Genomic DNA, 23,423 nt, shown 5'->3' on the forward strand with positions numbered 1-23,423 from the left:
AGTCCGTCGTGCTCGTAACCCGGTTCTTGCAACCAGAAAGGACCCGACGTGTTCGGCAACTATCTGATCGGTCTGCGCGAGGGGCTCGAAGCGAGCCTGGTCGTGTGCATCCTCATCGCCTATCTGGTCAAGACCGGGCGGCGCGACGCGCTGCGCCCGGTGTGGACCGGGATCTCCACCGCGGTCCTGGTGGCGCTCGCTTTCGGCTTCGCGCTCGAATTCGGTTCGCAGGAGCTGACGTTCAAGGCCCAGGAGGCGCTCGGCGGTTCGCTGTCGATCGTCGCCGTGGCTCTGGTGACCTGGATGGTCTTCTGGATGCGGCGTACCGCACGGCATCTGAAGGCCGAACTCCAGGGGAAGCTCGACACCGCGCTGCAGATGGGCACGGGCGCGCTGGTCGCGACGGCGTTCCTGGCCGTGGGCCGGGAGGGGCTGGAGACGGCCCTGTTCATCTGGTCCTCGGTGCACACCTCGACCGACGGCGCCCAGGGGCCGATGATCGGCGCGCTGCTCGGCATCCTCAGCGCCGTGGTGCTCGGGTGGCTCTTCTACCGGGGCGCGGTCCGCATCAATCTGTCGAAGTTCTTCACCTGGACCGGCGGGATGCTGGTGATCGTGGCAGCGGGTGTGCTGGCGTACGGCGTCCATGATCTGCAGGAGGCCGATTTCATCCCCGGTCTGCAGAGCCTGGCGTTCGACATCAGCTCGGCCATCCCGCCGGACAGCTGGTACGGGACGCTCCTGAAGGGCGTGTTCAACTTCCAGCCGGACCCGACGGTGCTCCAGGCAACGGTATGGGTGCTGTATCTGGTCCCCACGCTCGCGTTCTTCTTCGCCCCGGTAGGGTTCACCACGTCCTCGAAGGCAGCGGGATCGCAGGAGCAGAAGGCAACTCATGGGCAGGCTGGGGCGGCTGACAGCGGGTCTCGCGACGACGGCGGCGCTGTCGCTGACGGCGAGCGGGTGCATGACGGTGCACGGCGAGCTGGAAGTCGTACCGTCAGCGACGAAGGCTGAGGCGGCGCGGGCGCTCGCCGCCTTCACCGTCGCGTACAACAAGGCGGACAAGGCGTACGACCCGGCTCTCGACGAGGGCCGGGTCACCGGTCCGCTCGGAGCCATCAACCAGGCGGGGCTGAAGGCGCGGCACGTCACCACCCCGGCCGGGAACGCCCAGCACACGGACCTGAGGCTCACCGACGCGAAGTTCGTCATCCCGGAGAAGGCCGGCTGGCCGCGGTGGTTCGTCGCCGACACCGACTCCAACCGGGACCAGGACACCGGCAACCTGGACACCCGCTGGCTGGTGGTGTTCGTCAAGGATGCGGCCGGCCAACCGTGGAAGGCCGCCTATCTGTCGGTGCTGCGCCCGTCGGCGGTCCCCGACTTCGTCACCGGCAAGGACGGCTGGGCCCGGCCCGCCGAACCGGCCGACGCCTCGCTGGCGGTGGCCCCGCAGAAGCTCAGCGGCGAGTACGCCGCGTATCTGAAGAGCGGGAGCCCGGACCACTTCGCCCCCGGCAACGACACCACGGTCTGGCGTCGGGCACGGGAGAAGAGCGCCAATCTGGCCGGGCTCTCCACGCAGTACGTGGACCGCTCCCTCACCGACGGCGACTACCGGCCGCTGGGGCTTGCGGTCAGGGGCGGCGGGGCGCTCGTCTTCTTCTCCACCCGGCACTACGAGCAGCAGACGGCCGCGAAAGGGCTGCACCTGACGGTGCCCGCGGATGTACGGGCGCTGATGACCGGTGACGCGCGGAGCACCATCACCAAGGAGCGCGTCTCCAGCCAGGTCGCGCTGGTCCCGGCCGAGGGACAGGTGACCATCCTCAACCGGCAGGCCGGTCTGACGGCGGCGAAGGGGTCGTGAGACCCGGGGCCGGTCCGCACCGGGGCCCGCTACGGCGGCCGGGGCTGAGACCGGCCCGGCGGCCGGGAGACCGGGACCCGGTTCAGCGGCCGAGGGGCCAGGCCACCGCGTGTGCGTCCTGGTCGCCGTCGGCATGGCGGGCGCAGGCGTCGGTGAGCGTCTCCAGCAGGGTCAGCGGATCGGGCAGCGGGTTTTCGAGTCCGCGGACCCAGTCCACACTCGCGCCACCGGGGAGCCTGGCGGGCGGGACGAGCACATAGCTGCCGCGGCAGTGCCAGCGCAGCCCCGGGTGCTCATCCATCGTCTCGGGGTGGCAGTCCAGCTCGCACGGCCACCACTCGTCCTCGTCCTCGGGGGTACCCCGGGTGGCGGTGAAGAAGAGCATCCGGTCGGTGCCCGACTGTGCGACGGGCCCCACCTGGATCCCGTCGGCGAGCAGCCGCTCCAGTGCGCTGCGCCCCGCGTCGAGCGGCACGTCGAGGACGTCGAGGACCATGCCGGTCGCGGTGATGAAGTTGGCGTCGGGCTGGTTGCGGACCCAGCGCTCGACCTGCGCGCGGTCGGTCGTGGACTGCGTCTGCCAGGCGAAGGAGAGGGGATGCCTGGCCGGAGTGGGACAGCCCACGCGGTCACAGGAACACCGGTATCCGACGGGGTGGGCAGCGGGCGAGAGTGGCAGCCCCGCGTCGGCTGCCGCGACGAAGAGCTTCTCGCGGTCGAGGTTGTCGTCGGGGGTCTGTTTCGGGCGGCGGCGCAACCACTGGGTCATCCTGCTCGCCGGGCCACGGTCTCGGCCGAACTCCGTTCCCATCTATCCCCTCACCTCGCCGCTTCCGCTCATGCTCCACGGACCCTCCATGCTGCCACCATCCTGCGCCCCGGGTGACCACACTTACCGGCCGGGGTGGTTCAGCCACTGTCCGGCCGGGCGCCGATCCCGCGGAGTACCTGGTCCACACAGGTGTCGGCGAAGGCGTGGGTGAGCGGAGCGGTGCGCTGGAGCCAGCGGTGCGTGAGCGGCCCGACCAGCATCTCCACGGCGATCCGGACGTCCACGTCAGGACCGATCTGCCCGGCTGTGACGGCGGCCCGCAGCCGCTCCTCGTACAGCCCGAGTGCCGGTTCGAGCAACTCACGGGTGAAGCGCCTGCCGAGTTCCGGATCGGTGCAGCCGGCTGCGGTCAGGGCACGGGTCGGGGCCTCGTACTTCTCGTCGTTGAACTGGTCGACAGTGAGCCGCAACACATGCTTGAGGTCGGCCGCGATGTCCCCGGTGTCGGGGAAGCCGGACCACGCGCCCTCGCCACCGGCGTCCCCCGCGAGGGCCAGGGAGGCGTCGAGGAGTACGGCCGCCTTCGACGGCCACCAGCGGTAGATGGTCTGTTTCCCCACTCCGGCGCGGGCGGCGATGGCCTCGATGGTCAGCTTGTTGTAGCCGGCCTCTCCGACCAGGGCGAGCGCGGCGTCGAGGATGGCCCGGCGCGAGCGTTCGCTGCGGCGGCCGGCGTCCGGCGCCCTGGAGGTCCCGGGCCGGTCTGCGCCGGGCTGTGCCGCGCCGGGCGGTGGTGCTGCGGGCGGCTTCGCTGCGGGGGTCGGGGAGTCGGCCATGGAGGGGAATCTAACATCGGCGGATCCGGTACGTATCGTCTCGGTATCCGCGTGATGTGCCGCTTCCGCACCGCCGGCGCGCGTGCCCGGCGGACCGGGGCCGGACACGGTGCGTGAACCACCCGATCGGTGCACATCGCCCCGGGCCCGCAAGGCGGACCATGGGCAGCAGCCGGCTGCACACCCGCAGCCCATGTCCGCCGTGAGGAGCCCTCATTGCCTCGTGACGCCAGACCCCGGCGCTATCTGATGTGCCCACCGGCACACTTCAGGGTGACGTACTCCATCAACCCGTGGATGGACCCTTCGAAACCGGTCGACCTGCCGCTGACCCTCGCCCAGTGGGAGGACCTGCGCGACCGCTACCGTGCCCTCGGCCATACGGTCGAGATCCTGGACCCCGGGCCCGGCCTGCCCGACATGGTCTTCGCGGCCAACGGGGCGACGGTCGTCGACGGGCGCGTGCTCGGCGCCCGCTTCGCCCACCCGGAGCGCTCCGGGGAGGCCGACGCGCATCTGGAGTGGTTCCGGGCGCACGGCTTCACCGGGATCCACCGGCCCGTCCACGTCAACGAGGGGGAGGGCGACTTCGCCGTCACCGACTCGTACATCCTGGCCGGGCGGGGCTTCCGCTCCAGCCCGCTCTCGCACGCCGAGGCCCAGGAGTTCTTCGGCCGCCCGGTGATCGGCCTCGATCTGGTCGACCCGCGCTACTACCACCTCGATACGGCTCTGTGCGTCCTGGACGACGTGGCGGGCGAGATCATGTACTACCCGGACGCGTTCTCCCCCGGCAGCCGGTCCGTCCTGGCCGCGCTCTTCCCCGACGCGCTGATCGCGGCTCCGGAGGACGCCGCGGCGCTGGGGCTGAACGCGGTGAGCGACGGCCGCCATGTGCTGCTGCCCCAGGCCGCCGTCGGCCTGTTCGCACCGCTCAGGGCCCGCGGCTTCGAACCGCTCGGCATGGACCTGAGTGAGCTGCTCAAGGGCGGCGGCAGCGTCAAGTGCTGTACCCAGGAGCTGCGTCCGTAGGTCCTGGAGCCAGGTCGCTGGCCCGTCGGTCCTGGGGGCAGCTCTCTCCTTGACCGCGGGTCCTGGCAGGTCCTGGGGTGTCCGCGACGCCGTCGGCCGGACGCGGCTCTGCGGCCCTCCCCAGGACCCGGCAGGACCTGGGGAGGGCCTGGCAGGACCTAGAGGTCCCGCATGATCGCGATGACGGTGTCGGCGTCGCCGAAGAGCACGCGTTCGTCCTTGTCGGGGTTGACCCGGACCCCGAACCCGGGGCCGGTACCCGATCCCGCGTGGAGCCGGTAGCCGATGACGGATCGGTCATGGCGGCGTCCGGAGGCCACGACGTCGGCGAAGGCGACCTCGTGGCCCAGCGCGACGTAGTCGGCGGCCGGGCCGAGGTGGATCCTGTTGCCGCCGGCGGTGAACAACTCCTCGAACAGCGCCGCGATACGGGGGTTCTCGCTGATCTGTGTCATCAGGAGGCTGATGAGCCGGCCGCTGACGACGAAATCGGCGCCCGGGCTCATGGGGGCGATCAACCGGTTGCGGTCGTCGGACAGTTCGGCGGCCACGTGCAGTGACCGCCCCGCGGCCTGCTCGGCGGCCCGCAGATGCAGCAAGGTCTCCAGGACGTGGTAGTCGGAGTCCGCGGTACTGACGTCCCCCGTCGCCTCCGAGCCCAGCACGATCACACTGTCGTAGGCCAGGACGTCCAGGTCGTGCGAGGCCCACGGTCCGCCGGTCACGAGGTCGAGGCGCGAGTCCGGCCCCACGTACCGGGCGAGCTGATCGATGATCAGCGGGGCCCTGCGGTTCCACCCCATGAGCAGCATCCGCGCCGGCCCGGTCTCGCGCGGTACGGGCACGGCGATCGCGTTCTCGTCGAACGGGAACGGTTCGCCCGACACGACAGCGGTGGTGTCGTCCTCCGTGATCAGGACGATGCGGTCCCCCGCGGTGATCACCGTGGTAGCGGGCGGGTTGAGCGCGGTCCGTCCGTCGGGGCGCAGCAGACCGACCACGCAGGAGCGCGCGTACGACAGCAGCGCATCGCCGTAGGTCCGGCCGGTGAGCGCGGGCTCCTGGACGGTATGGAACTCGCTGCCCGCGAAGTCCAGCAACTCCTGGTGCACGAGAGACAGTCCGGGCTGCCGCGAACACTGGGCGAGGAGCCGGGCGGTGATGGCGTCGATGTCCAGGACCCGGCCGCCCGGACCCGCCGCGAGCACCGCGGCCGTGTGATGGCAGGGGTCGCGCACGGCGGCGACGACGGTGGTCGCGGCGTCGCCGACGACGGTGCCGAGCGCCAGCAGCGTCCTCACCACCGTCCGGTCGCCCTCGTGGTCGCCGGGCGACAGGACGATGACAGCGGCGGCCGTGTGCGGGCTGACCCGGGCCAGGACGGCGGGGTCGGTGGGCGATCCGCTGCGGCAGACCACACGCGTGGTCCCGGTGGCACCCACCTTCGTGGTGATCTCCTCCTCCATCTGTACCTTGTCCCGCGGGGCCAGCAGGGCCACGGTGGCTCTGCGCCGGTGGGCGTTGGCCGTCACCAGCTCGGAGATCACCGGGAACACCTGGTCGGACCAGCCGAGGACCACGGTGTGCCGCTGCTCCACGATCGTCGAACGCCCGAGCCGCAGCTCAAGGATCTTGTCGTTCATGCCGGTGGTGATCACGCTGACGAGCGTGGAGACGAAGAGCAGGCTCACCAGGGCGAGCAGTACGGACAGCACGACGAAGGACGGCGCCCCGACCGCTCCCCCGATCCGCAGCGTGGCGCCGACCGTGGTCCACACCGCCGCCGCCTGCCCCGCGAACGTGGCGGGCACGGGCCTGCCGACCAGCACCTGGGCCACGCTCGCCGGAATGACGAGGGCCAGACAGGCGAGGGTGAGGCAGGCCACCAGGGTGAGGGTGCTGCGGGCCAGGAAGTTGTCGAACCAGTACCGCAGACGGGTACGGATCCGTCCTCCTGTACGTCCGCGCATCCGCACACCCCCCGTCCGCCCCGCCCGGAGCGACGGATCGGTCCTACCCCCGCGGCCGGGCGCCGCCACCACCGTGACTCGAAAGGATGCGAACCGCGCGATGCGGCCGGAGTGCACCCGCCGGCGTGCTAAGGCCTGCCCGGCGGATCATGTGACGTGCCGGGTTCCGGCCGCGCGTGCTCACCGGCACGCGGCAGGAGCGCACCGGAGAACCCCGCGGGCGCCGGGAGGAGACGCACGCCCCGGCGGCACCGCCGAAGCCCGGCGACGGACCGGGCGGAACCAGGATCCGCCGGACAGCGCTCAGGCGTGGGGCGGCGGCCAGGCGTCGCCCCACGCCGTGTTCCGGGCCGCACGGTAGAGGTCGCCGTGGCGCTTGGAGACGTTCTCCCCGGCGAGCTCACGGGCGTCCGTGCAGAGCTCCAGCTGGACGAGGCCCTTGCGGATCTGCGGTTTGCGTACGACCCGGGCCGGGGCCGGCGCCACCTCTCCCCGGAACGCGGCGACATAGCTGAACTTCTCGTCCTCGTACGGCAGTGAGCCGCCCTTGACCTGCCGGTGCAGTGAGGACCTGCTGACCCGGGCCGAGAAGTGGCACCAGTCGGTGCCGCGCTCGATGGGGCAGGCGTCGCTGTGCGGGCAGGGCGCGGCGGTCCGCAGTCCGGCCGCGGTCAGCCGGTCCCGGGCCGCCATGATCCGGAGGTAGCCGTCCGGGGTGCCGGGTTCGACCACCACGACCGCCTGCGCGGCCTGCGCGGCAGCGTCCACCACGGCGGTACGGCCGGCTTCGGTCAGCTCCCCCAGGACATAGGAGACCGTCACCAGATCAGTGCTCTCCAGAGTGAGCCCCGGTCCGATACGAGAGCGCTGCCAGTCGGCGGCGCGCAGCGCGGACGAGCCCGAGTGCGCGGCGAGTTCACGGCCGAGTACCAGCGCGGGCTCCGCCCAGTCCAGCACGGTGGTCCGCCGGATCCCGGCCCCGTCCGCCCCGTCCGGTCCTGCCGTCCCCGCGCGTCCGTCCGGTTCGTCCCAGGCTCCCGCCACCGCCCAGCTCGCCGCGCCGGTGCCCCCGCCGATGTCGGTGTGCCGGGCGGGCACCCATCCCGGCACCGCGGTACGGAAGGCGTCGAGCGCCGACCGCACGGCCTCGAACGTGGCGGGCATCCGGTAAGCGGCGTACGCGGCGACGTCCGAGCGGTCGCGCAGGAGCGGGGTGCCGGTGGGGGTGATCCCGCGGTAGTTGGCGATCAGCCGCTCGACGGCCGCGGTGGCCTGTTTGGGCGGCAGTCCGTCGAGAAGCCCGGCGAGGGCGGCGCGCAGGGCTTCGGCGGTGGGGAGGGAGTCGTTCACCGGAGGAGTCTAGGTCCTGCCCGGGGACGTCCGGGCCGGAGCCTCCGCCCCGCCCGGGGCCTGGCGGCGGAGTCCCTTCCGGCCGGGCCGGTTCAGATCGCGCCGTCGGCCATGGCGAGCAGCCGGTCCGTATCGGCGGCGTCCGCGCGTACCCCGTCGTGCGCGCAGGCGCCGGTGACCCAGGTGCGCAGTCCGCGGACGCAGCGCGCGGTGGCGGGGGAGTGCTCCCGGTCCACGTACATGTCGTCGTGGTGGAGGGCAGCCACGACCGGGACCTCGTTCGCGGCGGAACGCACGGTGCCGGCCCGCGCTGTCGCGGGCCGGCACCGGGGACAGGCTGCGGATTCCGGGGTGCCGGATCCGTCAGGCCCGCTGGAAGGCGAGCACCGCGTTGTGCCCGCCGAATCCGAAGGAGTGGCTGACCGCGCGCTCCACCCGCACCCGGCGGGGCTGCTTGGTCACGCAGTCGATGTCGAACCCGGGTGCCGGTGCGGTCAGGTTGGCGACCGGCGGTACGAGTCCGTGCTGGAGGGTCAGGACGGTCAGCCCCGCCTCGATGGCACCCGCCGCGCCCATGCAGTGACCGAGCACACCCTTGGGTGCGGTCACCGGGGGCCGGTGCGGGTAGGCATGGGCGATCAGCCCGGCCTCGGTGGCGTCGTTGAGCACGGTGGAGGTGCCGTGGGCGTTGACGTGGTCGACGTCCGCCGCACGCCATCCGGCGTCGCGCAGCGCGGTGTTCACCGCGGCCTCGGCGACGGTGCCGTCGGGCCGGGGGCTGGTCGGGTGGTACGCGTCGGTGGTGGCACCGGTACCGGCCAGCAGGGCGCGCGGGGCGACGTTCCGGGCCAGCGCGTCGGCCTCGCGCTCCAGGACCATGACGGCGGCGCCCTCGCCCATCACGAGCCCCCGCCGGTCGGCGGCGAACGGACGGCTGATGGCCGGGGGTTCCTCCCCGGCGCGCAGCGCACCGGCCCCCGACCGCGCGAATCCGGTCAGCGCCAGCCGGTCGATGATCGCTTCGGTGGCACCCGCCACGGCGATGTCGCACTGGTCGGTGACCAGCAGATCGCGGGCGACCGAGAGCGCGGTGGCGCCGGAGGAGCAGGCCGTGCAGGGCGCCATGCTCGGCCCGGTGGTCCGCAGCCGGATGGCGACCTCGGCGGCGGCCATGTTGGGGACGGTGAGCAGGGCGCCCAGGGGGGAGATCGCCTTGGGGCCCCGCCTCTCCAGGGCGACGGACTGCTCGTACAGGCCGGAGGAGCCCGCGCTGCTGGTCCCGATGACGACGGCGACCCGGGCTCCGTCCCAGCCGGCCGCGGAGAGTCCGGCGTCGGCGACGGCCTGCTCGGCGGCGAGTACCGCGAGCCTGACGTAGCGCCCCATGCGGTAGACGGCCCGGCCGCCGACGGCGTCCGCCAGGTCGATTCCGGTGACCTGGCAGGCGAAGTCGATGTCGCAGTCGTCCAGTTCGGGAATCGTGCGGGCCATGGAGCGGCCCGTGCACACGCCTCGCCAGGTGGACTCCGTGTCGTTGCCCGCCGGGGTGATCATGCCCAGGCCGGTGACGGCGACGGGAGGCAGGGTCATCGGGGACCGGCCCCGGCGGACGCGGTGGACGCGGTGGACGCGGTGGACGCGGTGGACGCGGTCAGGAACTCGCTGATCCGGCCCAGCGTCGCCCCCCGGTAGGCGAAGTCCGCATCGGCTTCGACATCGAGGGTCTCCTGGACGATGACGCCGAGCTCCGCGACGGCGAGGGAGTCCATCTCCAAGTCGTCCATGGTCACCTCGGGACGGAGGTCGGCGGCGGGGACCTTGAAGGTGTGGGTCAGGACGTCGACAAGGATCGGGTGCAGTTCGGACATGATATTCCCCATTCATACAAAGCGGGCTGAAAATGGATGAATCGCATCGCGTGAGACGTCGGTCCAACGGCTGAGCGATCCCCCGGTTACGCAGTGACGGAAGGTTTTTTCACCCCTCTGACGCCGTACCGGCCGTCCCTCCTGAACCCGTTCCGGACGCCGCTCCGCACACCGTTCCGGCCCCCGGTCCCTGGCAGCGGAGGCCGGACAGCACATGGACCGTGCCCCAGTACGCGATCAGTACCGTGCGGAGCAGGAGCCGGTTCACCGCCGCACCTCCCCGGCCGTACGGTGCCAGGGCCCCCCGGGGTCGTCGTACGCCGCGGCGTACCCGGCACCGGCGAGGGGCACGTCGGCCAGCCACTCGTCCGGCAGGTCGAAAGCGCCGGCCAGCAGCTGCGCCTCCCCCGCGACCCGGGCGGCCAGCCGGTCCACCTCGGCCGGGAGCGCGCCGACATGACGCCCCTCGGCGAAGCCCTCGTTCAGCAAGTCACCGATGTGCGGCGCGATCCGCTCCAGGGCGAACAGCCGGCCCAGCGTGTGCAGCAGCTCTCCGGCGGCGGAGTCCGGCGGCAGGGCGTCCGCGGCCCGGGCCACCGCCTCGGCGGCCCGCAGCTGGATATGGGCGGTGGCTGCGCGCAGCGCGGCCGACGCCCCCGCGTTCCACCGGCCGAGCGCGTCCCCCGGCGGGGCCTCGCCCATCGCGGCCCGGGCCCGGTCGAGTTCGACGCACTCGACGGCGGCGAGCAGCTCCCTGAGGAACGCGGGGTCGGTCAGTTCGCGGCCGGCCGGCCGCGCGGGCGGGCGCGGCGGCCACCAGGCCGCCACCATCCCGGCCGCGGCCTTGGCGTGGATGGCGAGGTTGTCGCCCTCCGCGGTGATCGCGCCCTCGATCCCGGTCACCAGCGCGGCCAGCCCGTTGTTCTCCAACAGCCCCTGGGCGCCGCACCGTTCACGGCACTCGGTGAGGACGGCGCGCCCCTCCCAGGTGAGCCAGGCCTTGGCGAGGGCGACCAGCCGCTCGGCCTCCGCCCGGTCCGTCCCGTCGTGCTCCGCCCAGGTGCGCAGGACGGTGCGGTGCAGCAGGGTCATCGCGTACGCCGTTGCCAGCGCGCCCGCGAGGGGGGCGTAGTGAGTGCGGTGCGCCATGACGGGCACCCGCTCGGCCATCCGTACGCCGCCGATGAGCCGGTGCGAGCCGTACCGGACCGCGACGGCCAGGGCCGCCCGTACGGATCCCACCGCACAGGCGCTCATGCTCAGTTTCCCCGCGGTGACCCGGCCGATCGACAGCAGGAAGCGGCTGCGCCGGTTGACGACCTCGCTGCTGAAGGCGCCCGCCGCGTCGAGCCGGCCCTGCGCCCCGGAGAGCAGGGCCGCGCGCGGCACGAAGACACCGTCGAAGGAGGTCAGACAGTGGTCGACCGCGCTGCCCATGCGCCGGGGCAGCGGCCTGACCCGCACACCGGGCAGCGGAGCGTCCGCTCCGGTCAGCGCGGTGAGGAACAGGAACGCCCCGAGGTCCCGGCCGTCGACCAGCAGCCTCGCCGCCACCACCGCGCTCTTGGGGCCGCCCGCCGTACTGGTGTTGGGCATGAACTTCTGGGCGCCCGCGTGCGGGGTGCGCAGCAGGAATCCGTCCCGGGCACGGTCGTACTCCGCGGTCGTCTCCAGCGCCGTCGCGTCGTTGCCGTGGTCGAGCTCGGTGCAGAGGAAGGTCCCGACACGGGTCAGGTCCGCGAACGGGGAGAGGTCCCTGCGCACGTCGGCGTCGTGGTCCAGCAGGGTGCCGAGGAACAGGTTGTAGTGGATGCCGGCGACCGTGGTCAGCGTGGTGTCGACCGGGCTGAGCCACTCGTGCATGCTGGCCAGCGCCACCGGGTCGGCCGCCAGCCGGAAGGCGCTGTCCAGCGTGGAGTTGAGGATGCGCAGCCGCCCGTACCCCAGCCGCAGCTCCTCGTCCGGCGTCAGGCCGGACCTGCGCCGGAAGGACTCGGTGGTGAGGAGCGCGCGCCAGGGGCCGTGCACGGCCCGGTGGTCGTCCCCGAAGAGCACCCGGACGAGCTCAGCGCGCACGCCGGTGCCTTCGGACGCGGCGCCCTCGCGGGCCGCCCCGGGGGTCGCGGTCAGGGTTTCCGCCGTCATGCCTCACGCTCCACGCTGGAAGGCCAGCACCACGTTGTGCCCGCCGAACCCGAAGGAGTGGCTGACGGCCCGCTCCACGGATTCGTGGCGCGCCTGCTTGGTCACGCAGTTCAGGTCGAACTCGACCGCGGGGGCGTCCAGATTGGCGATGGGCGGGATCACGCCGTCCTCCAGAGTGAGCACGGTCAGCGCCGCCTCGATCGCGCCCGCCGCCGCGAGCGAGTGTCCCAGGACGCCCTTGGCCGAGGTCACCGGCGGCCAGTGCGGGAAGACCCGGGAGATCATGGCGGCCTCCATCGCATCGTTGAGCGGTGTCGAGGTGCCGTGCGCGTTGACGTGCCCCACGTCGTACCGGCTCCAGCCGGCGTCCCGCAGCGCCGCCTCGACGGCGGCCCGCGCGTACCGGCCGCCCGGGTCGGGGGCGGTGGGGTGGTGGGCGTCCGTGGTGGCTCCCACCCCGGCGAGCAGGGCCCGTACCCGCCGGCCGCGCGCCGCCGCGTCGGCGGCTCGCTCCAGGACCAGCACACCGGCGCCTTCGGCGATGACGAAACCGTCCCGGTCCGCGGCGAACGGACGGGATGCCCCCGCCGGGTCGCCGGAGCGCCTCGACACCGCGCCCATCTGCGTGAAGCCGGACATCACGAGTGGCTGGAGCACCGACTCCGCTCCCCCCGCGACCACCACGTCGCACTGCCCGGAGACCAGCAGATCGCGGGCGGCGGCGATGGCTGTCGCGCCGGAGGCACAGGCGGTGACGGGTGCCAGACTCGGCCCGTGCGCGGACAGGGCGATGGCCACCTCGCCCGCGGCCGCGTTGGGGATCATCATCGGCACCAGCAGCGGGGAGACCGCGCCCGGGCCGGCGGCGTCCAGCCGGCGGGCGTTGTCGGTGAGGACGGAGACTCCCCCGACGCCGACGCCGATCACGACCCCCACCCGGCCGCCGTCCCAGCTTCCCGGGTCGAGCCCGGCGTCGGCGACGGCCTGCCGGGCGGCGATCAGCGCCAGTTTGACGAACCGGTGCATCCGCCAGGTCTTCCGTCCGCCCACCTCGGCGTCGAGGTCGACACCGTCCACCGCGCAGCCGAAGTCGACTGCCAGGCCGTGCAGTTCGGGCAGTCTGCGGGCGGTGGGGCGGCCGGCGCACACCCCTTCCCAGGTCTCGGCGGCCCCGGCACCGGCCGGGGTGATCATCCCCAGTCCGGTGACGGCGATCTCGGGTGTCCTCATGAGAGCTCCTCGGAGAGTGCGGCCGCGGCGGACCGCGCGGCGGTGGTACGGGAAGCGGCCGTGGCGGCGGAAGCGGCGGCGCCGACAGCGGGGGCGGTGGCGGCGGGCGGCCCGGTCCGGCGCAGCGCGGCACGCCCCCGGGCCTGACCGCCGCCGAAGGCGTTCGGCAGCGCCTGGCCACCGGGGCGCAGCGCGCCACTGGCGTCGGCACCGGCATCGGCATCGGCGCGTGCGTGCGTCATCGGGGCGGCGCCGGTGTCGCCGACGCGGCCCAGCGGGGTCACGCACCGGTCCGGGTCGATGCCGGGCAGCTCGACGGCCTGCCGGGAGACGGCTCGGCCGCGCATCCGTACGGGGGCCGCGCCGGGGCATGGGTGGCCGGGTGCGGCCGTGGCCAGGACGGGCGCGTCGGCCCGTGGACGGCCCGCGCGGTCCAGGAGCGGCCGGGCCGCTTCGTACACCGGATCCCCGCAGGCGCCGCCGGGACCGCTCCGGTGGCGGGGCGCGGCCCCCGTCCTGGCCCGCGCCCCGCGATCGTCCGCGCCCCCGTGCGCGGGTAATGCGTCATGGGTCACGCGCTGCGGTGGTACCCGCCCGGCAACCGACTCGACCAGAGCCACCCCGCCCCCCTCTTTCGTCCGCTGTCTGCGGCAGCAGAACGGCGTCCGGGGGGGAAGGGTTTCGCAGCACGGGGCCGAACGGGTGGCCCTTGTTCATCCGTTCGAAGAGTGTGTCCCCACGGTCATGACCTGCGGCGCTGCGGTCAGGACCGGCTTGGTGCCGGAGCGGCAGGGCTCCGCGCCGCCCGGCCGTCTACCGCGCCGCCGCCGCGGGCGCCCTGCGCTGCCACGGCCGGCACAGCACCAGGAAGCAGGTCATCGCCCCCACCCCGCAGACGAGCTGGACCACGGCCATCGGGGCTGCCGTGGCCTCGCCCGCGATGCCGACCAGCGGGGACGCCACCGCGCCGAGCAGAAAGGTGGAGGAACCGAGCAGCGCCGATGCCGAGCCGGCGGCGTGCGGGGTGCGCATCAGCGCCTGGGCGTTGGTGTTCGGCATGGCCATACCCATCGCCGACATCAGCACGAACAGCCCGGCGGCGACCGGGAAGAGGCCGACATGGCCGAAGACCCCGGACGTCATCAGCAGCAGCGCCGTGGCGGCGAGCGTGATCACGCTCAGCCCGAACCCGAGCGCCTTGTCCAGGCTGACCCGCCCGACCAGCAGCTTGCCGTTGATCTGGCCGACCGCGACCAGACCGACCGAGTTGATCCCGAAGAGCAGGCTGAACGTCTGAGGCGAGGCGCCGTAGATGTCCTGCACCACGAAGGGCGAAGCGGAGATGTACGCGAAGAGCGCCCCGAAGGCCAGTCCGCCCGCGATCAGGTAGCCGGTGAAGACCCGGTCGGCGAGGAGTGAGCGCATCGTCCGCAGCGCCTGACCGATGCCGCCGGTGTGCCGCCGCTCGGGCGGCAGCGTCTCGTGCAGCCACTTCCACACCACCAGCGTCAGCAGGGTGCCGACCACGGTGAGCAGGACGAAGACCCCGCGCCAGTCGGTGATCTGGAGGATCTGGCCGCCGATGAGGGGGGCGACGATGGGGGCGACACCGGAGATCAGCATCAGCGTGGAGAAGAACCGCGCCATCTCCATGCCGTCGTAGAGATCGCGCACCACCGCACGCGCGATGACGATGCCCGCGGCGCCCGCAAGACCCTGCAACAGCCGGAAGGTGATGAGGAGTTCGACGCTGGGCGCGAAGGCGCAGACCGCCGTGGCGGCGACGTACACGACCATGCCGGCGAGCAGCGGCCTGCGCCTTCCCCACTTGTCGCTCATCGGCCCCACCACGAGCTGGCCGAGCGCCATGCCGATCAGGCAGGCCGTGAGGGTCAGCTGGACGGTCGCGGCGGGCGAGTGCAGCGCGTCCGTGACCTCGGGCAGCGCCGGGAGGTACATGTCCATCGACAGCGCGGGCAGCGCGGTGAGCCCGCCGAGGACGAGGGTGACCAGGATTCCGGTGGTGCGGGCGACGGCAGGGGCGGGGAGCCCGGTGCGTATGTGCTCCGGGGCAGAGGTCTTCGGCATGGCCTCTATGCTCTCAGCTCAGAGGGTGTGGTATGGACGAATTACGGGAGCCGGAATGGAAAAGACCGTGCGCTGGGGCGTGCTCGCCACGGGCGGCATAGCCGCCGCCTTCACCGCTGACCTGCAAGGACTCCCGGGCGCCGAGGTGGTCGCTGTGGCGTCGCGCACTCTTGCGTCCGCGAAGGGATTCGCCGGGCGCTTCGGCATTCCGCGCGCCTGGGGCAGCTGGGAGGAGCTGGCGGCCGACGCGGACGTCGACGTCGTGTACGTGGCCACCCCGCACTCCGCGCACCGGGCCGCCGCCGGTCTCTGTCTGGAGGCCGGACGCGCGGTGCTGTGCGAGAAGGCCTTCACGCTGAACGCGCGTGAGGCCACCGAGCTGGCCGCCCTCGCCCGCGCCCGCGGCAGCTTCCTGATGGAGGCGATGTGGATGTACTGCAACCCGCTCGTCCGGCGGCTGGCGGAGCTCGTACAGGACGGGGCGGTCGGCGAAGTACGCACGGTCCAGGCGGACTTCGGCCTTGCGGGCCCCTTCGGGCCCGGCCACAGGCTGCGTGATCCGGCGCAGGGCGGCGGCGCCCTGCTCGACCTCGGCGTCTACCCGGTGTCGTTCGCACAGCTGCTGCTGGGCGAACCCGACCGGGTGCGGGCCGACGCGCGGCTGTCGCCGGAGGGCGTCGACCTGGACACCTCGATGCTGCTGGGCTGGGCGGGCGGAGCGACCGCGCTGCTGAGCTGCTCGGTCACCGCGGACACCCCGCGGACCGCGGCGGTGACGGGCACCGCGGGGCGCATCGAGATCCCGCGCGGCTTCTTCCACCCGGAGCGGTTCGTCCTGCACCGGGACGGCCGGGAGCCCGAGGAGTTCACCGCCGCGCGGTACGGGAGCGGGCTGCGCGGGATGCAGGACGAGGCCGCCGAGGTGATGCGCGCCCTGCGCGCGGGCGAGACCGAGTCCCCGCTCGTGCCGCTGGACGGCACGCTGGCCGTGATGCGCACGCTCGACGCGGTACGGGAGCGGACCGGTGTGCGGTACCCGGCGGACACGGCGCCGGCCGCGCACCGGGGCTGACACAGGGCCGGGACCAGGGCCGGAGCCCTCCCGGGCGCCGGCCCTGTCGTAATCTGCGCCCCCATGGACACATCTCGAAGGACAGCAGTGGTCACCGGCGCGGGCTCCGGCATCGGCCGCAGCGTCGCCCTCACCCTGGCCGACGCGGGCTGGTCGGTGGCGCTGGCCGGGCGGCGTACGGAGAAACTGGCCGCGACGGCCGCGCTCACCGGGGGCGAGACCTTCGCCGTACCGGCGGACGTCACGTCCCCGGACGAGGTGGGCGCGCTCTTCGGCGCGGTACGGGAGCGCTGGGGGCGGCTGGACCTGCTCTTCAACAACGCGGGCATCTCGGGTCCCGGCGGGGTGCCGGTGGAGGACCTGCCGTACGAGGCGTGGCGCCAGGTCGTCGACACCAACCTGACGGGCTCGTTCCTCTGTGCGCAGGCTGCCTTCCGGCTGATGAAGGAGCAGGATCCGCAGGGCGGCCGGATCATCAACAACGGTTCCGTGTCGGCGCACGCGCCGCGCCCGGACTCGATCGCGTACACCGCGACGAAGCACGCCCTGACGGGCCTCACCAAGTCCCTCTCCCTGGACGGCCGTCCGTACCGCATCGCCTGCGGACAGATCGACATCGGCAACGCGGCAACCGAGATGACCGAGCGGATGCGCAGCGGCATCAAGCAGGCCGGCGGCGAGCTGCTGGCCGAGCCGGTGATGGACGTGGCGGACGTGGCGCGCACGGTGCTGCACATGGCCGGGCTGCCGCTGGGGGCGAATGTGCAGTTCGCGACGGTGATGGCGACGGCGATGCCGTACGTGGGACGGGGCTGAGCCGGGCGGCGGGGGCCGGGGCGAGGTGCGAACAGCTGTGTGGGCAAGGGAGTTGGCCGAAAGGGCCACGGAGGGTCACGCCCGCCCTCTACACTCCACTACTTCAAGAGTTCTTCACACTTTCCACACCAGGAGCGCACCTTGCGCATACGTTCCACGGCCTCCGCCGCACTGCTCGCCACCGCCGTCACGGGGGCGCTGCTCGCCACCGCCCCGAGCGCCTCGGCGGCGGCCTCGCCCGTGCAGATCAGCAAGGTCCAGTACGACTCGCCGGGCACGGACACCCGCAGCAACAAGAGCCTCAACGGCGAGTGGGTCCGGCTCCAGAACCGGAGCAAGTCGACCGTGAGCATCAAGGGGTGGAAGGTGACCGACGCGAGCCGGCACACCTACACCTTCGGCAGCGTCACCCTCAAGCGGAACCAGTCGGTCACCGTCTACACGGGCAAGGGCACGAACACGACGGCGTCCAAGTACCAGGGGCGCGGCGCGTATGTGTGGAACAACGACCGCGACACCGCGACGCTGACCGACTCCAAGGGCAAGAAGAAGGACAGCGTCTCGTGGTCGCGCCCGGGCAAGGGGTACGTCACCAGCTGACCCGCCGAGCCCACCGCCGGCGGCAGGGGCGTGGCAGGGTTCCGGGCATGGACGAACACGCCTGGACCATCGTCGGCCGACTCCACGCCTGGCTCGCGGGCTCCGCCTCCCGGCCCCCTCAGGAGGAGACGCTGCTGCGGATCCTCAAGCTCTCCGAGGAGGTCGGTGAGGTCGCCCAGGCGGTCATCGGCGCCACCGGCCAGAACCCCCGCAAGGGCACATCGCACAGCTGGCAGGACGTGGAGGCGGAGCTCTGCGATGTGATCGTGACGGCGATGGTGGCCCTGCGCACGCTGACCCCGGATGCCGCCGGGGTCTTCGCCGGCCATCTGGAACGGGTCGCGGAACGCTCCCTGACCCGGCCAGGGCCCGGCGGGGAATGATCGCGGGTCCCCGGGAGTTGGCGACGGACATGACCTCACGCGATCTCCCGCATCCCGGGATACTCCGCTACACCGCGTTCTCCACCGACCCGGCCGGGGGCAATCCCGCCGGGGTCGTCCTGGACGCCACCGGTCTCGACGACGCGGCACAGCTCGCGATCGCGGCGGAGCTCGGTTACAGCGAGACCGCGTTCCTGACGGCGCCGCCGGAAGGGCTCGGCGGGGAGCCGGGGCGCGCGTTCACCGTCCGGTACTTCAGCCCGCAGGCCGAGGTCCCCTTCTGCGGGCACGCGACGATCGCCACCGCCATCGCGTTCGCCGAACGGCACGGCCCCGGCGATCTCCTCCTCGCCACCCGTGCGGGCACCGTGCCGGTCACGGTGACCGAGGAGGGCGGCGCCCTGCGTGCGACCCTGACGAGCGTCGAGCCGGCCGTCCTCGATGCGGCAGCGGCCGATGTCACCGAAGTACTGGCCGCGCTCGGCTGGCGGGCGTCCGATCTCGACCCGGCGGCTGCGCCCCGGATCGCCTTCGCGGGCGCGCGCCATCTGGTGCTGACCGCCGCGACCCGGTCCCGGCTTGCCGACCTGGCGTACGACTTCGACCGGCTCACCGCGTTGATGCGCGCCCTGGACCTGACCACCGTCCAGCTGGTGTGGCGGGAGTCGGAGACCGTCTTCCACGTCCGTGACCCGTTCCCGGTGGGCGGGGTGGTCGAGGACCCGGCGACCGGGGCTGCCGCCGCCGCGTTCGGCGCGTACGCCCGTGAGCTCGGGCTCGTGGCACCCGACGCGGTCCTCACCCTCCACCAGGGCGCGGACATGGGCCGGCCCGGTGAGCTCACGGTGACGCTCCGGACGGACGACACACGGGTCCGGGTGAGCGGCGCCGGCGTCCGCATCCCGGAGAACGGCTGACAGGGGCGGCCTGCCCGCGCTTCCTCCCGTCCCGGGACGGGAGGAAGCGCCTGGTCAGTGCTTGCGGGTCCGGCGCGGCCGGCGGTTGCGCACGGCGACCGTGCCGACGGCGAGCAGTGCGGCCAGTCCGCCGCCCGCACCGAACAGTGGCCAGGACGAGGAGCCGCCGGCCCCGCCGGAGCCGGACCGGGCCGCGTCCGGACCGGGCGCGGGGGTGGCCGCGGCCCGGGGACGGCCGCCCTCGCTGACCGGGGCGACGAGCGTGCCGACCGGGGTGACCCGGCCCGCCGCACGGAATCCCCAGTCGAGCAGCGCCGACGTGTCCTTGTACACCTGGTCGTACCCGTTCACCGGATGCATGACGGTGACCAGCAGGGTGCGGCCGTCCCGGGTGGCGGCGCCGGTGAAGGTGTTGCCGGCGTGCGTGGTGTAGCCGTTCTTGACGCCGATCATGCCCCGGTACTCGCCGAGCAGCCGGTCGGTGTTCTGGATCTGGAACTTCTTGCCGCCCCGGGCCGGGAACTCGGCGGTCCTGGTCGCGCAGTAGGCCCGGAAGTCGGTGTTGCGCAGCCCGTGCCGGGCGAACAGCGACAGGTCGTACGCCGATGAGACCTGCCCGGGGTGGTCGTACCCGTCCGGGCTGACCACATGGGTGTCGAGCGCCTGGAGATCGACGGCCTTCGCCGCCATCTCCCGCACGGTGGCGGGCACCCCGCCGTTCATGGCGCTGAGCACATGGACGGCGTCGTTGCCGGAGCGCAGGAAGACCCCGTGCCAGAGCTGGTCGACGGTGTACGAGGTACCGGCCTCGACACCCACCAGGCTGCTGCCCTCGGGTATGCCCACCAGATCGGCCGCGGTGACCCGGTGCTTCAGCGCCTTGTCGAACTTGGGGAGCACGGTGTCCGCGAAGAGCATCTTCAGCGTGGACGCGGGCGGCAGCCGGTGGTGCGCACGGTAGGAGGCCAGGATCTCCCCGCTCTCGCAGTCCGCGACGAGCCACGACCCGGCGGCGGCCCGCGGAAGCGGCGGCGCGCCGGCGAGACGCCGCACCTGTATCCCGTCGAGACCGAGCCGCTCACCCCCCACTGCGGTGGCGGCCGAGGCCGGGGCGGCCGTGGCGAGAAGAGCGGCGGGCACTGCGGCGGCGAGGCCGAGCACTGCGCGCCGGGAGGGCGAAGCGTCGCTGGTCACTGAGGGATCGTACGAACCGGAGCTGTGCGGGGGTGCGCCGGGGGTGCCGGATCACCCGAACGGCATCCCGGTGTTCGGACGTCTTCGCTCACACCCCCGCGGCCTGCGGCGTTCCCGTACGGCGCGAGGGGCCTCTCACAAGCGCACGGGCTGCCAGCCGCGGAGCGCCGGGGAGGTCTCCGTGGCCCGGCGGGTGATGTCCCGTGCGGCGGTGGTGGCCACGGTCGCGTCGGGGGCCCGGATGAAGAACGTGAGATGCGCGCGGGCCGTTCCGGGGTGGAGGTGGAGGTGTTCCAGGCCGTCGCCGGGGAGGGCGGACACCCAGAAGAGATCCACGTCGCACGGGGCGAGCACAGTGCTCGGCGGAGGGGTGCCACAGGGCGTGAGTGTGACCGTGACGATGTGCATCGACCGACCTCTATCGGGAGGGAGCAGGCGGGAGCGGGGACCGGCAGGGCGACGAAGGGGAGTACCGGCGTGCTCCGCCGATCCTGCGACCGTGCGCGGCGGGCCGGTAGAGGCGTGGGCTGGCAGGAAGTGCTCGCGGCAGGAGGTTGCCCGGTGAGGTATAGACCTGCGAAGATCGATCCGTTCCGGGGGCGGACAGGACATCCCAATGTGTGCAGTACGAGGGGGATTTGTCTTGTTGTCCGCACTGGGCATCGACGAGCGTGCCGAAGCCGTGTACCGGCTCATGCTCGATCAGTCCGACTGGGGCGTCGCCGAGATCGCCGCACATCTGGTGGTGACCGAGACCGAGGTCCGGGCCGCCCTCGACCGGCTCGCCGAGCTGAATCTGCTGCGCTCCTCACTCCTGACCGAAGGTTCCCTCCGCCCGATCAGCCCCGCGGTGGGTCTTCCGCTGCTGCTCGCCGAGCAGGAACGGGAAGTGCTGCGGACGCAGCAGCAGTTCGCCGAGACGCAGGCGGCCGCCATGCGGCTGCTGGAGGAGTACGCCGACCGGGGGGCGGTCCGCCACGACATCGAGCAACTGGTCGGCATCGACGCCATCCAGGACCGGCTGGAGCAGCTCGCCCATGCCTGCACCTCGCGGGTCATCTCGTTCATGCCGGGTGGCGCCCAGTCGGCCGCCAGCCTGAAGGCGAGCAGACCGCTGGATCTGTCCGCCCTGGAGCGTGGCGTCGAGCTCCTCACGGTGTACCAGGACAGCGTGCGCAACGATCCGGCGACGCGTGCGTACGCCCAGTGGCTCACCCAGCTCGGCGGCCAGGTCCGCACCGCTCCGGTCCTGCCGGTCCGCATGGTGCTCTTCGACGACCGGACCGCGCTGCTGCCGGTCGACCCCGACAACACCAGAGCCGGAGCCGTCCAGTTGGGCGGGCCGGGGGTGATCGTGGCGCTGGTGTCCCTGTTCGACGCGGCGTGGGAGCGGGCGGCCCCCTTCGGCACGGACCGCGACCGCGAGCTGAACGGGGAGGGGCTGACCGGGCAGGAGTCCCATCTCATGCGGCTGCTCGCCCAGGGGCTGACGGATGAGATCGCCGCCCGCCGGCTGGGCATCGGACTGCGGACCGTACGGCGGATGATGGCCGACCTCATGAGCCGCCTGGACGCGCGTTCGCGCTTCGAGGCGGGGGTGCGGGCGGCGCAGCGGGGCTGGCTCGACGAGGAGCAGTAGGGGCGCCGCAGGCGGGGAATCCGCTGCCGGAGGCTCTGGCTCCGGGCCCCGCCCCGACTGTCCGGGTCCTGCCACCCGTCGTCGCCGTTCGGCGGTGACCTGCGGCAATGACGGCATGAGCGTGCCTGGCGCAGTTGCTGCCACCCGGAACCCCTACCCCCGCCGGGGCGGATCGGGAAATCTGTTCCTCACCAGGGCGGCGCGCCGGACCGGAAACGACGCGACCGGCGCCCCCCTGGGAGAACTTCCCGAACACCCACCGCTCTCGATTCCGGGGTACCGCCATGTCTGCTGCTCGTCGCATCGCCACCGCTTCCGCCGTCGCCGCCCTCGCCTTCACCGGGCTCGCCGGGGGTGCGGCAGCAGCCCAGGCAACTCCGGCCGGGCCCGCCCAGGTCATCCGCACGGTGGCCGCCGCCGACAGCACGGGCATCGGCTGGGACAGCACCACGGCGCAGGAGAACAAGAGCAGCATCGGCTGGGACTGACCGCTGGCGCCCCGTCCGCACCCCTGCGGCACACGCAACGCCGGGCGCGTACCTGCCGAATACCGAGAACACGCAGAGAGAGATGTTGTGACCCAGCAGTTGGAAACGCCCGTGGAACCCGTACCGGCCGAGCAGGCCGTGCCCCCCGACGAGCCCGCGCCGCGCAACGGCACCGCGACGGACACCGCGCCGCACACGGAGAGGCCCCCCGCCGCCGCGGAGCGTCCGGCCGGAGGGGCAGGGGGGCGCCCGGCCCGCGCGGTGATGTGGATCGGCCCGGTCCTCGCGACCCTCGCGACGCTGATCTGGTCGGGCAACTTCGTCATCGCCCGCGCCCTGCACGAGGACGTCGCCCCCGTACAGACCGCGTTCTGGCGCTGGATCATCGCGATGCTGGCCGTGCTGCCCTTCGCCGCGCGAGCGGTCTGGCAGCAACGCCGCCTGATCCGGGCCCACTTGCGGTATCTCAGCGCCGCGGCCCTGCTCGGCGTCACCTTGTTCAACACCTTGATCTACCAGGCCGGGCGCTCCACCAGCGCCACCAACCTGGCGCTGATCGCGGCTGCTTCACCGGTGCTCATCGTGCTGTTCGGGATGATCGGCCGTGGTGGCGAGAGGGTCACGGGGCGGCGCGCCGTCGGCATGGTGGTGGCGCTCTTCGGTGTCGTCGCACTGGTGTCGAAGGGGTCGCTGTCCGTCCTGCTGCACATGGACTTCGCCGTCGGTGACCTGTGGATGCTGGCCGCCACCGCCACCTTCGCGGGCTACACGGCGCTGCTGCGCCGCAGGCCGGAGGGGATCTCCGGCATCTCGTTCCTGTTCACGACGTTCCTGCTGGGTACGGTCATGCTCGTCCCCGCCTATGTGGTGAGCCTGGTCGTACAGGGCGGCTTCACCCCGTCGGGCGGCACGGTCGGCGCCCTGCTCTACATCGGCGTCGCCTCTTCGGCCGTCGCGTACTTCACCTGGAACAAGGCCATTGACCTGATCGGTGCCGCACGGGCCGGGATCATCTACTACCTCCAGCCCGTCTTCGTCGCCGTCGTCTCCTACCTCGCGCTGGGCGAGGCGACCAGCGCGATGCAGGTCGTCTGCATGGCGCTGATCATCACCGGCATCGCACTCGGCGCCGGCAAGAAGAACTGACCCG

The 23,423-nt window shown here is 72.7% G+C and carries 23 protein-coding genes and 1 pseudogene; 11 read left to right on the plus strand and 13 right to left on the minus strand.

All coding sequences use genetic code 11. The features are described 5' to 3' along the window. Positions 1-48: 48 nt before the first annotated feature. The gene (gene efeU, locus OG917_RS09705; protein ID WP_328317161.1) at positions 49-1,017 is read left to right on the plus strand and encodes an iron uptake transporter permease EfeU; all 969 of its coding nucleotides are present in this window, start codon (positions 49-51) and stop codon (positions 1,015-1,017) included. Beyond that, the gene (locus tag OG917_RS09710; protein ID WP_328321763.1) at positions 905-1,873 is read left to right on the plus strand and encodes a hypothetical protein; all 969 of its coding nucleotides are present in this window, start codon (positions 905-907) and stop codon (positions 1,871-1,873) included. The genes efeU and OG917_RS09710 overlap by 113 nt, the downstream gene beginning before the upstream one ends. An 82-nt stretch (positions 1,874-1,955) precedes the next feature. On the opposite strand, the gene OG917_RS09715 is transcribed toward OG917_RS09710, so the two are convergent. Together OG917_RS09715 and OG917_RS09720 are read right to left on the minus strand one after the other, a co-directional pair. Then, positions 1,956-2,684: a bifunctional DNA primase/polymerase gene (locus OG917_RS09715; protein ID WP_328317162.1), complete on the minus strand. Its 729-nt coding sequence runs from the start codon at positions 2,682-2,684 to the stop codon at positions 1,956-1,958. Between the two features lie 98 nt (positions 2,685-2,782). Next, positions 2,783-3,481, minus strand: coding sequence for a TetR/AcrR family transcriptional regulator (locus OG917_RS09720; RefSeq protein ID WP_328317163.1), 699 nt, complete (start codon positions 3,479-3,481; stop codon positions 2,783-2,785). 135 nt (positions 3,482-3,616) lie between these two features. On the opposite strand from OG917_RS09720, the gene ddaH reads away from it, so the two are divergent. Beyond that, positions 3,617-4,513 (plus strand): dimethylargininase, encoded by an 897-nt coding sequence (ddaH, locus tag OG917_RS09725; RefSeq protein ID WP_443059067.1) that lies wholly within the window; start codon positions 3,617-3,619, stop codon positions 4,511-4,513. 158 nt (positions 4,514-4,671) lie between these two features. Here the strand turns inward: ddaH and OG917_RS09730 are convergent, their stop codons facing one another. The 9 genes and pseudogenes from OG917_RS09730 to OG917_RS09770 form a co-directional block, all read right to left on the minus strand. Next, positions 4,672-6,483 (minus strand): CASTOR/POLLUX-related putative ion channel, encoded by a 1,812-nt coding sequence (locus OG917_RS09730; protein ID WP_328317165.1) that lies wholly within the window; start codon positions 6,481-6,483, stop codon positions 4,672-4,674. Between the two features lie 303 nt (positions 6,484-6,786). Continuing rightward, positions 6,787-7,833: a small ribosomal subunit Rsm22 family protein gene (locus tag OG917_RS09735; protein WP_328317166.1), complete on the minus strand. Its 1,047-nt coding sequence runs from the start codon at positions 7,831-7,833 to the stop codon at positions 6,787-6,789. Between the two features lie 92 nt (positions 7,834-7,925). Beyond that, a pseudogene (locus OG917_RS09740) lies at positions 7,926-8,126 on the minus strand (alpha/beta hydrolase); the annotation flags it as partial. A gap of 70 nt (positions 8,127-8,196) precedes the next feature. Then, a complete protein-coding gene (locus tag OG917_RS09745) occupies positions 8,197-9,423 on the minus strand; it encodes a beta-ketoacyl-[acyl-carrier-protein] synthase family protein (protein WP_328317167.1) in 1,227 nt (408 codons plus the stop codon). Beyond that, on the minus strand, positions 9,420-9,701 hold the full coding sequence (locus tag OG917_RS09750; RefSeq protein ID WP_328317168.1) for an acyl carrier protein: 282 nt from the start codon (positions 9,699-9,701) through the stop codon (positions 9,420-9,422). Before OG917_RS09750 ends, OG917_RS09745 begins: the two co-directional genes overlap by 4 nt. Before the next feature lie 264 nt (positions 9,702-9,965). Next, complete coding sequence (locus tag OG917_RS09755) at positions 9,966-11,846, minus strand: acyl-CoA dehydrogenase family protein (protein WP_328317169.1); 1,881 nt, start codon at positions 11,844-11,846, stop codon at positions 9,966-9,968. 3 nt (positions 11,847-11,849) lie between these two features. Continuing rightward, the gene (locus OG917_RS09760) at positions 11,850-13,076 is read right to left on the minus strand and encodes a beta-ketoacyl-[acyl-carrier-protein] synthase family protein (protein WP_328317170.1); all 1,227 of its coding nucleotides are present in this window, start codon (positions 13,074-13,076) and stop codon (positions 11,850-11,852) included. Continuing rightward, on the minus strand, positions 13,073-13,651 hold the full coding sequence (locus OG917_RS09765; RefSeq protein WP_328317171.1) for a hypothetical protein: 579 nt from the start codon (positions 13,649-13,651) through the stop codon (positions 13,073-13,075). The genes OG917_RS09760 and OG917_RS09765 overlap by 4 nt, the downstream gene beginning before the upstream one ends. 238 nt (positions 13,652-13,889) lie before the next feature. Next, positions 13,890-15,164 carry a multidrug effflux MFS transporter gene (locus tag OG917_RS09770; RefSeq protein ID WP_328317172.1) on the minus strand — a complete coding sequence of 425 codons (1,275 nt, stop codon included), beginning with the start codon at positions 15,162-15,164 and terminating at the stop codon, positions 13,890-13,892. Positions 15,165-15,219: 55 nt separating this feature from the next. Here OG917_RS09770 and OG917_RS09775 point away from each other — a divergent pair, with 55 nt between their 5' ends. The 5 genes from OG917_RS09775 (at position 15,220) to OG917_RS09795 (ending at position 18,952) form a co-directional block, all read left to right on the plus strand. After that, the gene (locus tag OG917_RS09775; protein WP_328317173.1) at positions 15,220-16,236 is read left to right on the plus strand and encodes a Gfo/Idh/MocA family protein; all 1,017 of its coding nucleotides are present in this window, start codon (positions 15,220-15,222) and stop codon (positions 16,234-16,236) included. 63 nt (positions 16,237-16,299) lie between these two features. Next, complete coding sequence (locus OG917_RS09780; RefSeq protein ID WP_328317174.1) at positions 16,300-17,052, plus strand: SDR family oxidoreductase; 753 nt, start codon at positions 16,300-16,302, stop codon at positions 17,050-17,052. A gap of 141 nt (positions 17,053-17,193) precedes the next feature. Next, complete coding sequence (locus tag OG917_RS09785) at positions 17,194-17,652, plus strand: lamin tail domain-containing protein (RefSeq protein ID WP_328317175.1); 459 nt, start codon at positions 17,194-17,196, stop codon at positions 17,650-17,652. Positions 17,653-17,699: 47 nt separating this feature from the next. Further along, entirely contained in the window at positions 17,700-18,035 is a 336-nt protein-coding gene (locus tag OG917_RS09790; protein WP_328317176.1) for a MazG-like family protein, read from the plus strand. 29 nt (positions 18,036-18,064) lie between these two features. After that, complete coding sequence (locus tag OG917_RS09795; protein WP_328317177.1) at positions 18,065-18,952, plus strand: PhzF family phenazine biosynthesis protein; 888 nt, start codon at positions 18,065-18,067, stop codon at positions 18,950-18,952. 54 nt (positions 18,953-19,006) lie between these two features. On the opposite strand, the gene OG917_RS09800 is transcribed toward OG917_RS09795, so the two are convergent. Then, complete coding sequence (locus OG917_RS09800; protein ID WP_328317178.1) at positions 19,007-20,146, minus strand: D-alanyl-D-alanine carboxypeptidase family protein; 1,140 nt, start codon at positions 20,144-20,146, stop codon at positions 19,007-19,009. A 135-nt stretch (positions 20,147-20,281) separates the two neighbouring features. Further along, positions 20,282-20,554 (minus strand): hypothetical protein, encoded by a 273-nt coding sequence (locus OG917_RS09805; protein ID WP_328317179.1) that lies wholly within the window; start codon positions 20,552-20,554, stop codon positions 20,282-20,284. A gap of 235 nt (positions 20,555-20,789) precedes the next feature. Between OG917_RS09805 and OG917_RS09810 the strand changes: the two genes are divergently transcribed. The 3 genes from OG917_RS09810 to OG917_RS09820 all read left to right on the plus strand — a co-directional run bounded on the left by OG917_RS09810 (position 20,790) and on the right by OG917_RS09820 (position 23,419). Beyond that, positions 20,790-21,785 (plus strand): helix-turn-helix transcriptional regulator, encoded by a 996-nt coding sequence (locus OG917_RS09810; RefSeq protein WP_328317180.1) that lies wholly within the window; start codon positions 20,790-20,792, stop codon positions 21,783-21,785. A gap of 284 nt (positions 21,786-22,069) precedes the next feature. Then, positions 22,070-22,273 (plus strand): hypothetical protein, encoded by a 204-nt coding sequence (locus tag OG917_RS09815; RefSeq protein WP_328317181.1) that lies wholly within the window; start codon positions 22,070-22,072, stop codon positions 22,271-22,273. A 111-nt stretch (positions 22,274-22,384) separates the two neighbouring features. Beyond that, positions 22,385-23,419 carry a DMT family transporter gene (locus tag OG917_RS09820; protein ID WP_328317182.1) on the plus strand — a complete coding sequence of 345 codons (1,035 nt, stop codon included), beginning with the start codon at positions 22,385-22,387 and terminating at the stop codon, positions 23,417-23,419. Positions 23,420-23,423 lie beyond the last annotated feature (4 nt).

The sequence above is a fragment of the Streptomyces sp. NBC_00388 genome, from assembly GCF_036061255.1.
Taxonomy (GTDB): domain Bacteria; phylum Actinomycetota; class Actinomycetes; order Streptomycetales; family Streptomycetaceae; genus Streptomyces.

Coding starts and splice junctions, on each gene's coding strand:
- OG917_RS09715 (WP_328317162.1), bottom strand. CDS start 2,684: ATGGGAACGGAGTTCGGCCGAGACCGTGGCCCGGCGAGCAGGATGACC.
- OG917_RS09760 (WP_328317170.1), bottom strand. CDS start 13,076: ATGAGGACACCCGAGATCGCCGTCACCGGACTGGGGATGATCACCCCG.
- OG917_RS09755 (WP_328317169.1), bottom strand. CDS start 11,846: ATGACGGCGGAAACCCTGACCGCGACCCCCGGGGCGGCCCGCGAGGGC.
- OG917_RS09730 (WP_328317165.1), bottom strand. CDS start 6,483: ATGCGCGGACGTACAGGAGGACGGATCCGTACCCGTCTGCGGTACTGG.
- OG917_RS09770 (WP_328317172.1), bottom strand. CDS start 15,164: ATGCCGAAGACCTCTGCCCCGGAGCACATACGCACCGGGCTCCCCGCC.
- OG917_RS09750 (WP_328317168.1), bottom strand. CDS start 9,701: ATGTCCGAACTGCACCCGATCCTTGTCGACGTCCTGACCCACACCTTC.
- OG917_RS09780 (WP_328317174.1), top strand. CDS start 16,300: ATGGACACATCTCGAAGGACAGCAGTGGTCACCGGCGCGGGCTCCGGC.
- OG917_RS09720 (WP_328317163.1), bottom strand. CDS start 3,481: ATGGCCGACTCCCCGACCCCCGCAGCGAAGCCGCCCGCAGCACCACCG.
- OG917_RS09745 (WP_328317167.1), bottom strand. CDS start 9,423: ATGACCCTGCCTCCCGTCGCCGTCACCGGCCTGGGCATGATCACCCCG.
- OG917_RS09795 (WP_328317177.1), top strand. CDS start 18,065: ATGACCTCACGCGATCTCCCGCATCCCGGGATACTCCGCTACACCGCG.
- OG917_RS09805 (WP_328317179.1), bottom strand. CDS start 20,554: ATGCACATCGTCACGGTCACACTCACGCCCTGTGGCACCCCTCCGCCG.
- OG917_RS09790 (WP_328317176.1), top strand. CDS start 17,700: ATGGACGAACACGCCTGGACCATCGTCGGCCGACTCCACGCCTGGCTC.
- OG917_RS09775 (WP_328317173.1), top strand. CDS start 15,220: ATGGAAAAGACCGTGCGCTGGGGCGTGCTCGCCACGGGCGGCATAGCC.
- OG917_RS09815 (WP_328317181.1), top strand. CDS start 22,070: ATGTCTGCTGCTCGTCGCATCGCCACCGCTTCCGCCGTCGCCGCCCTC.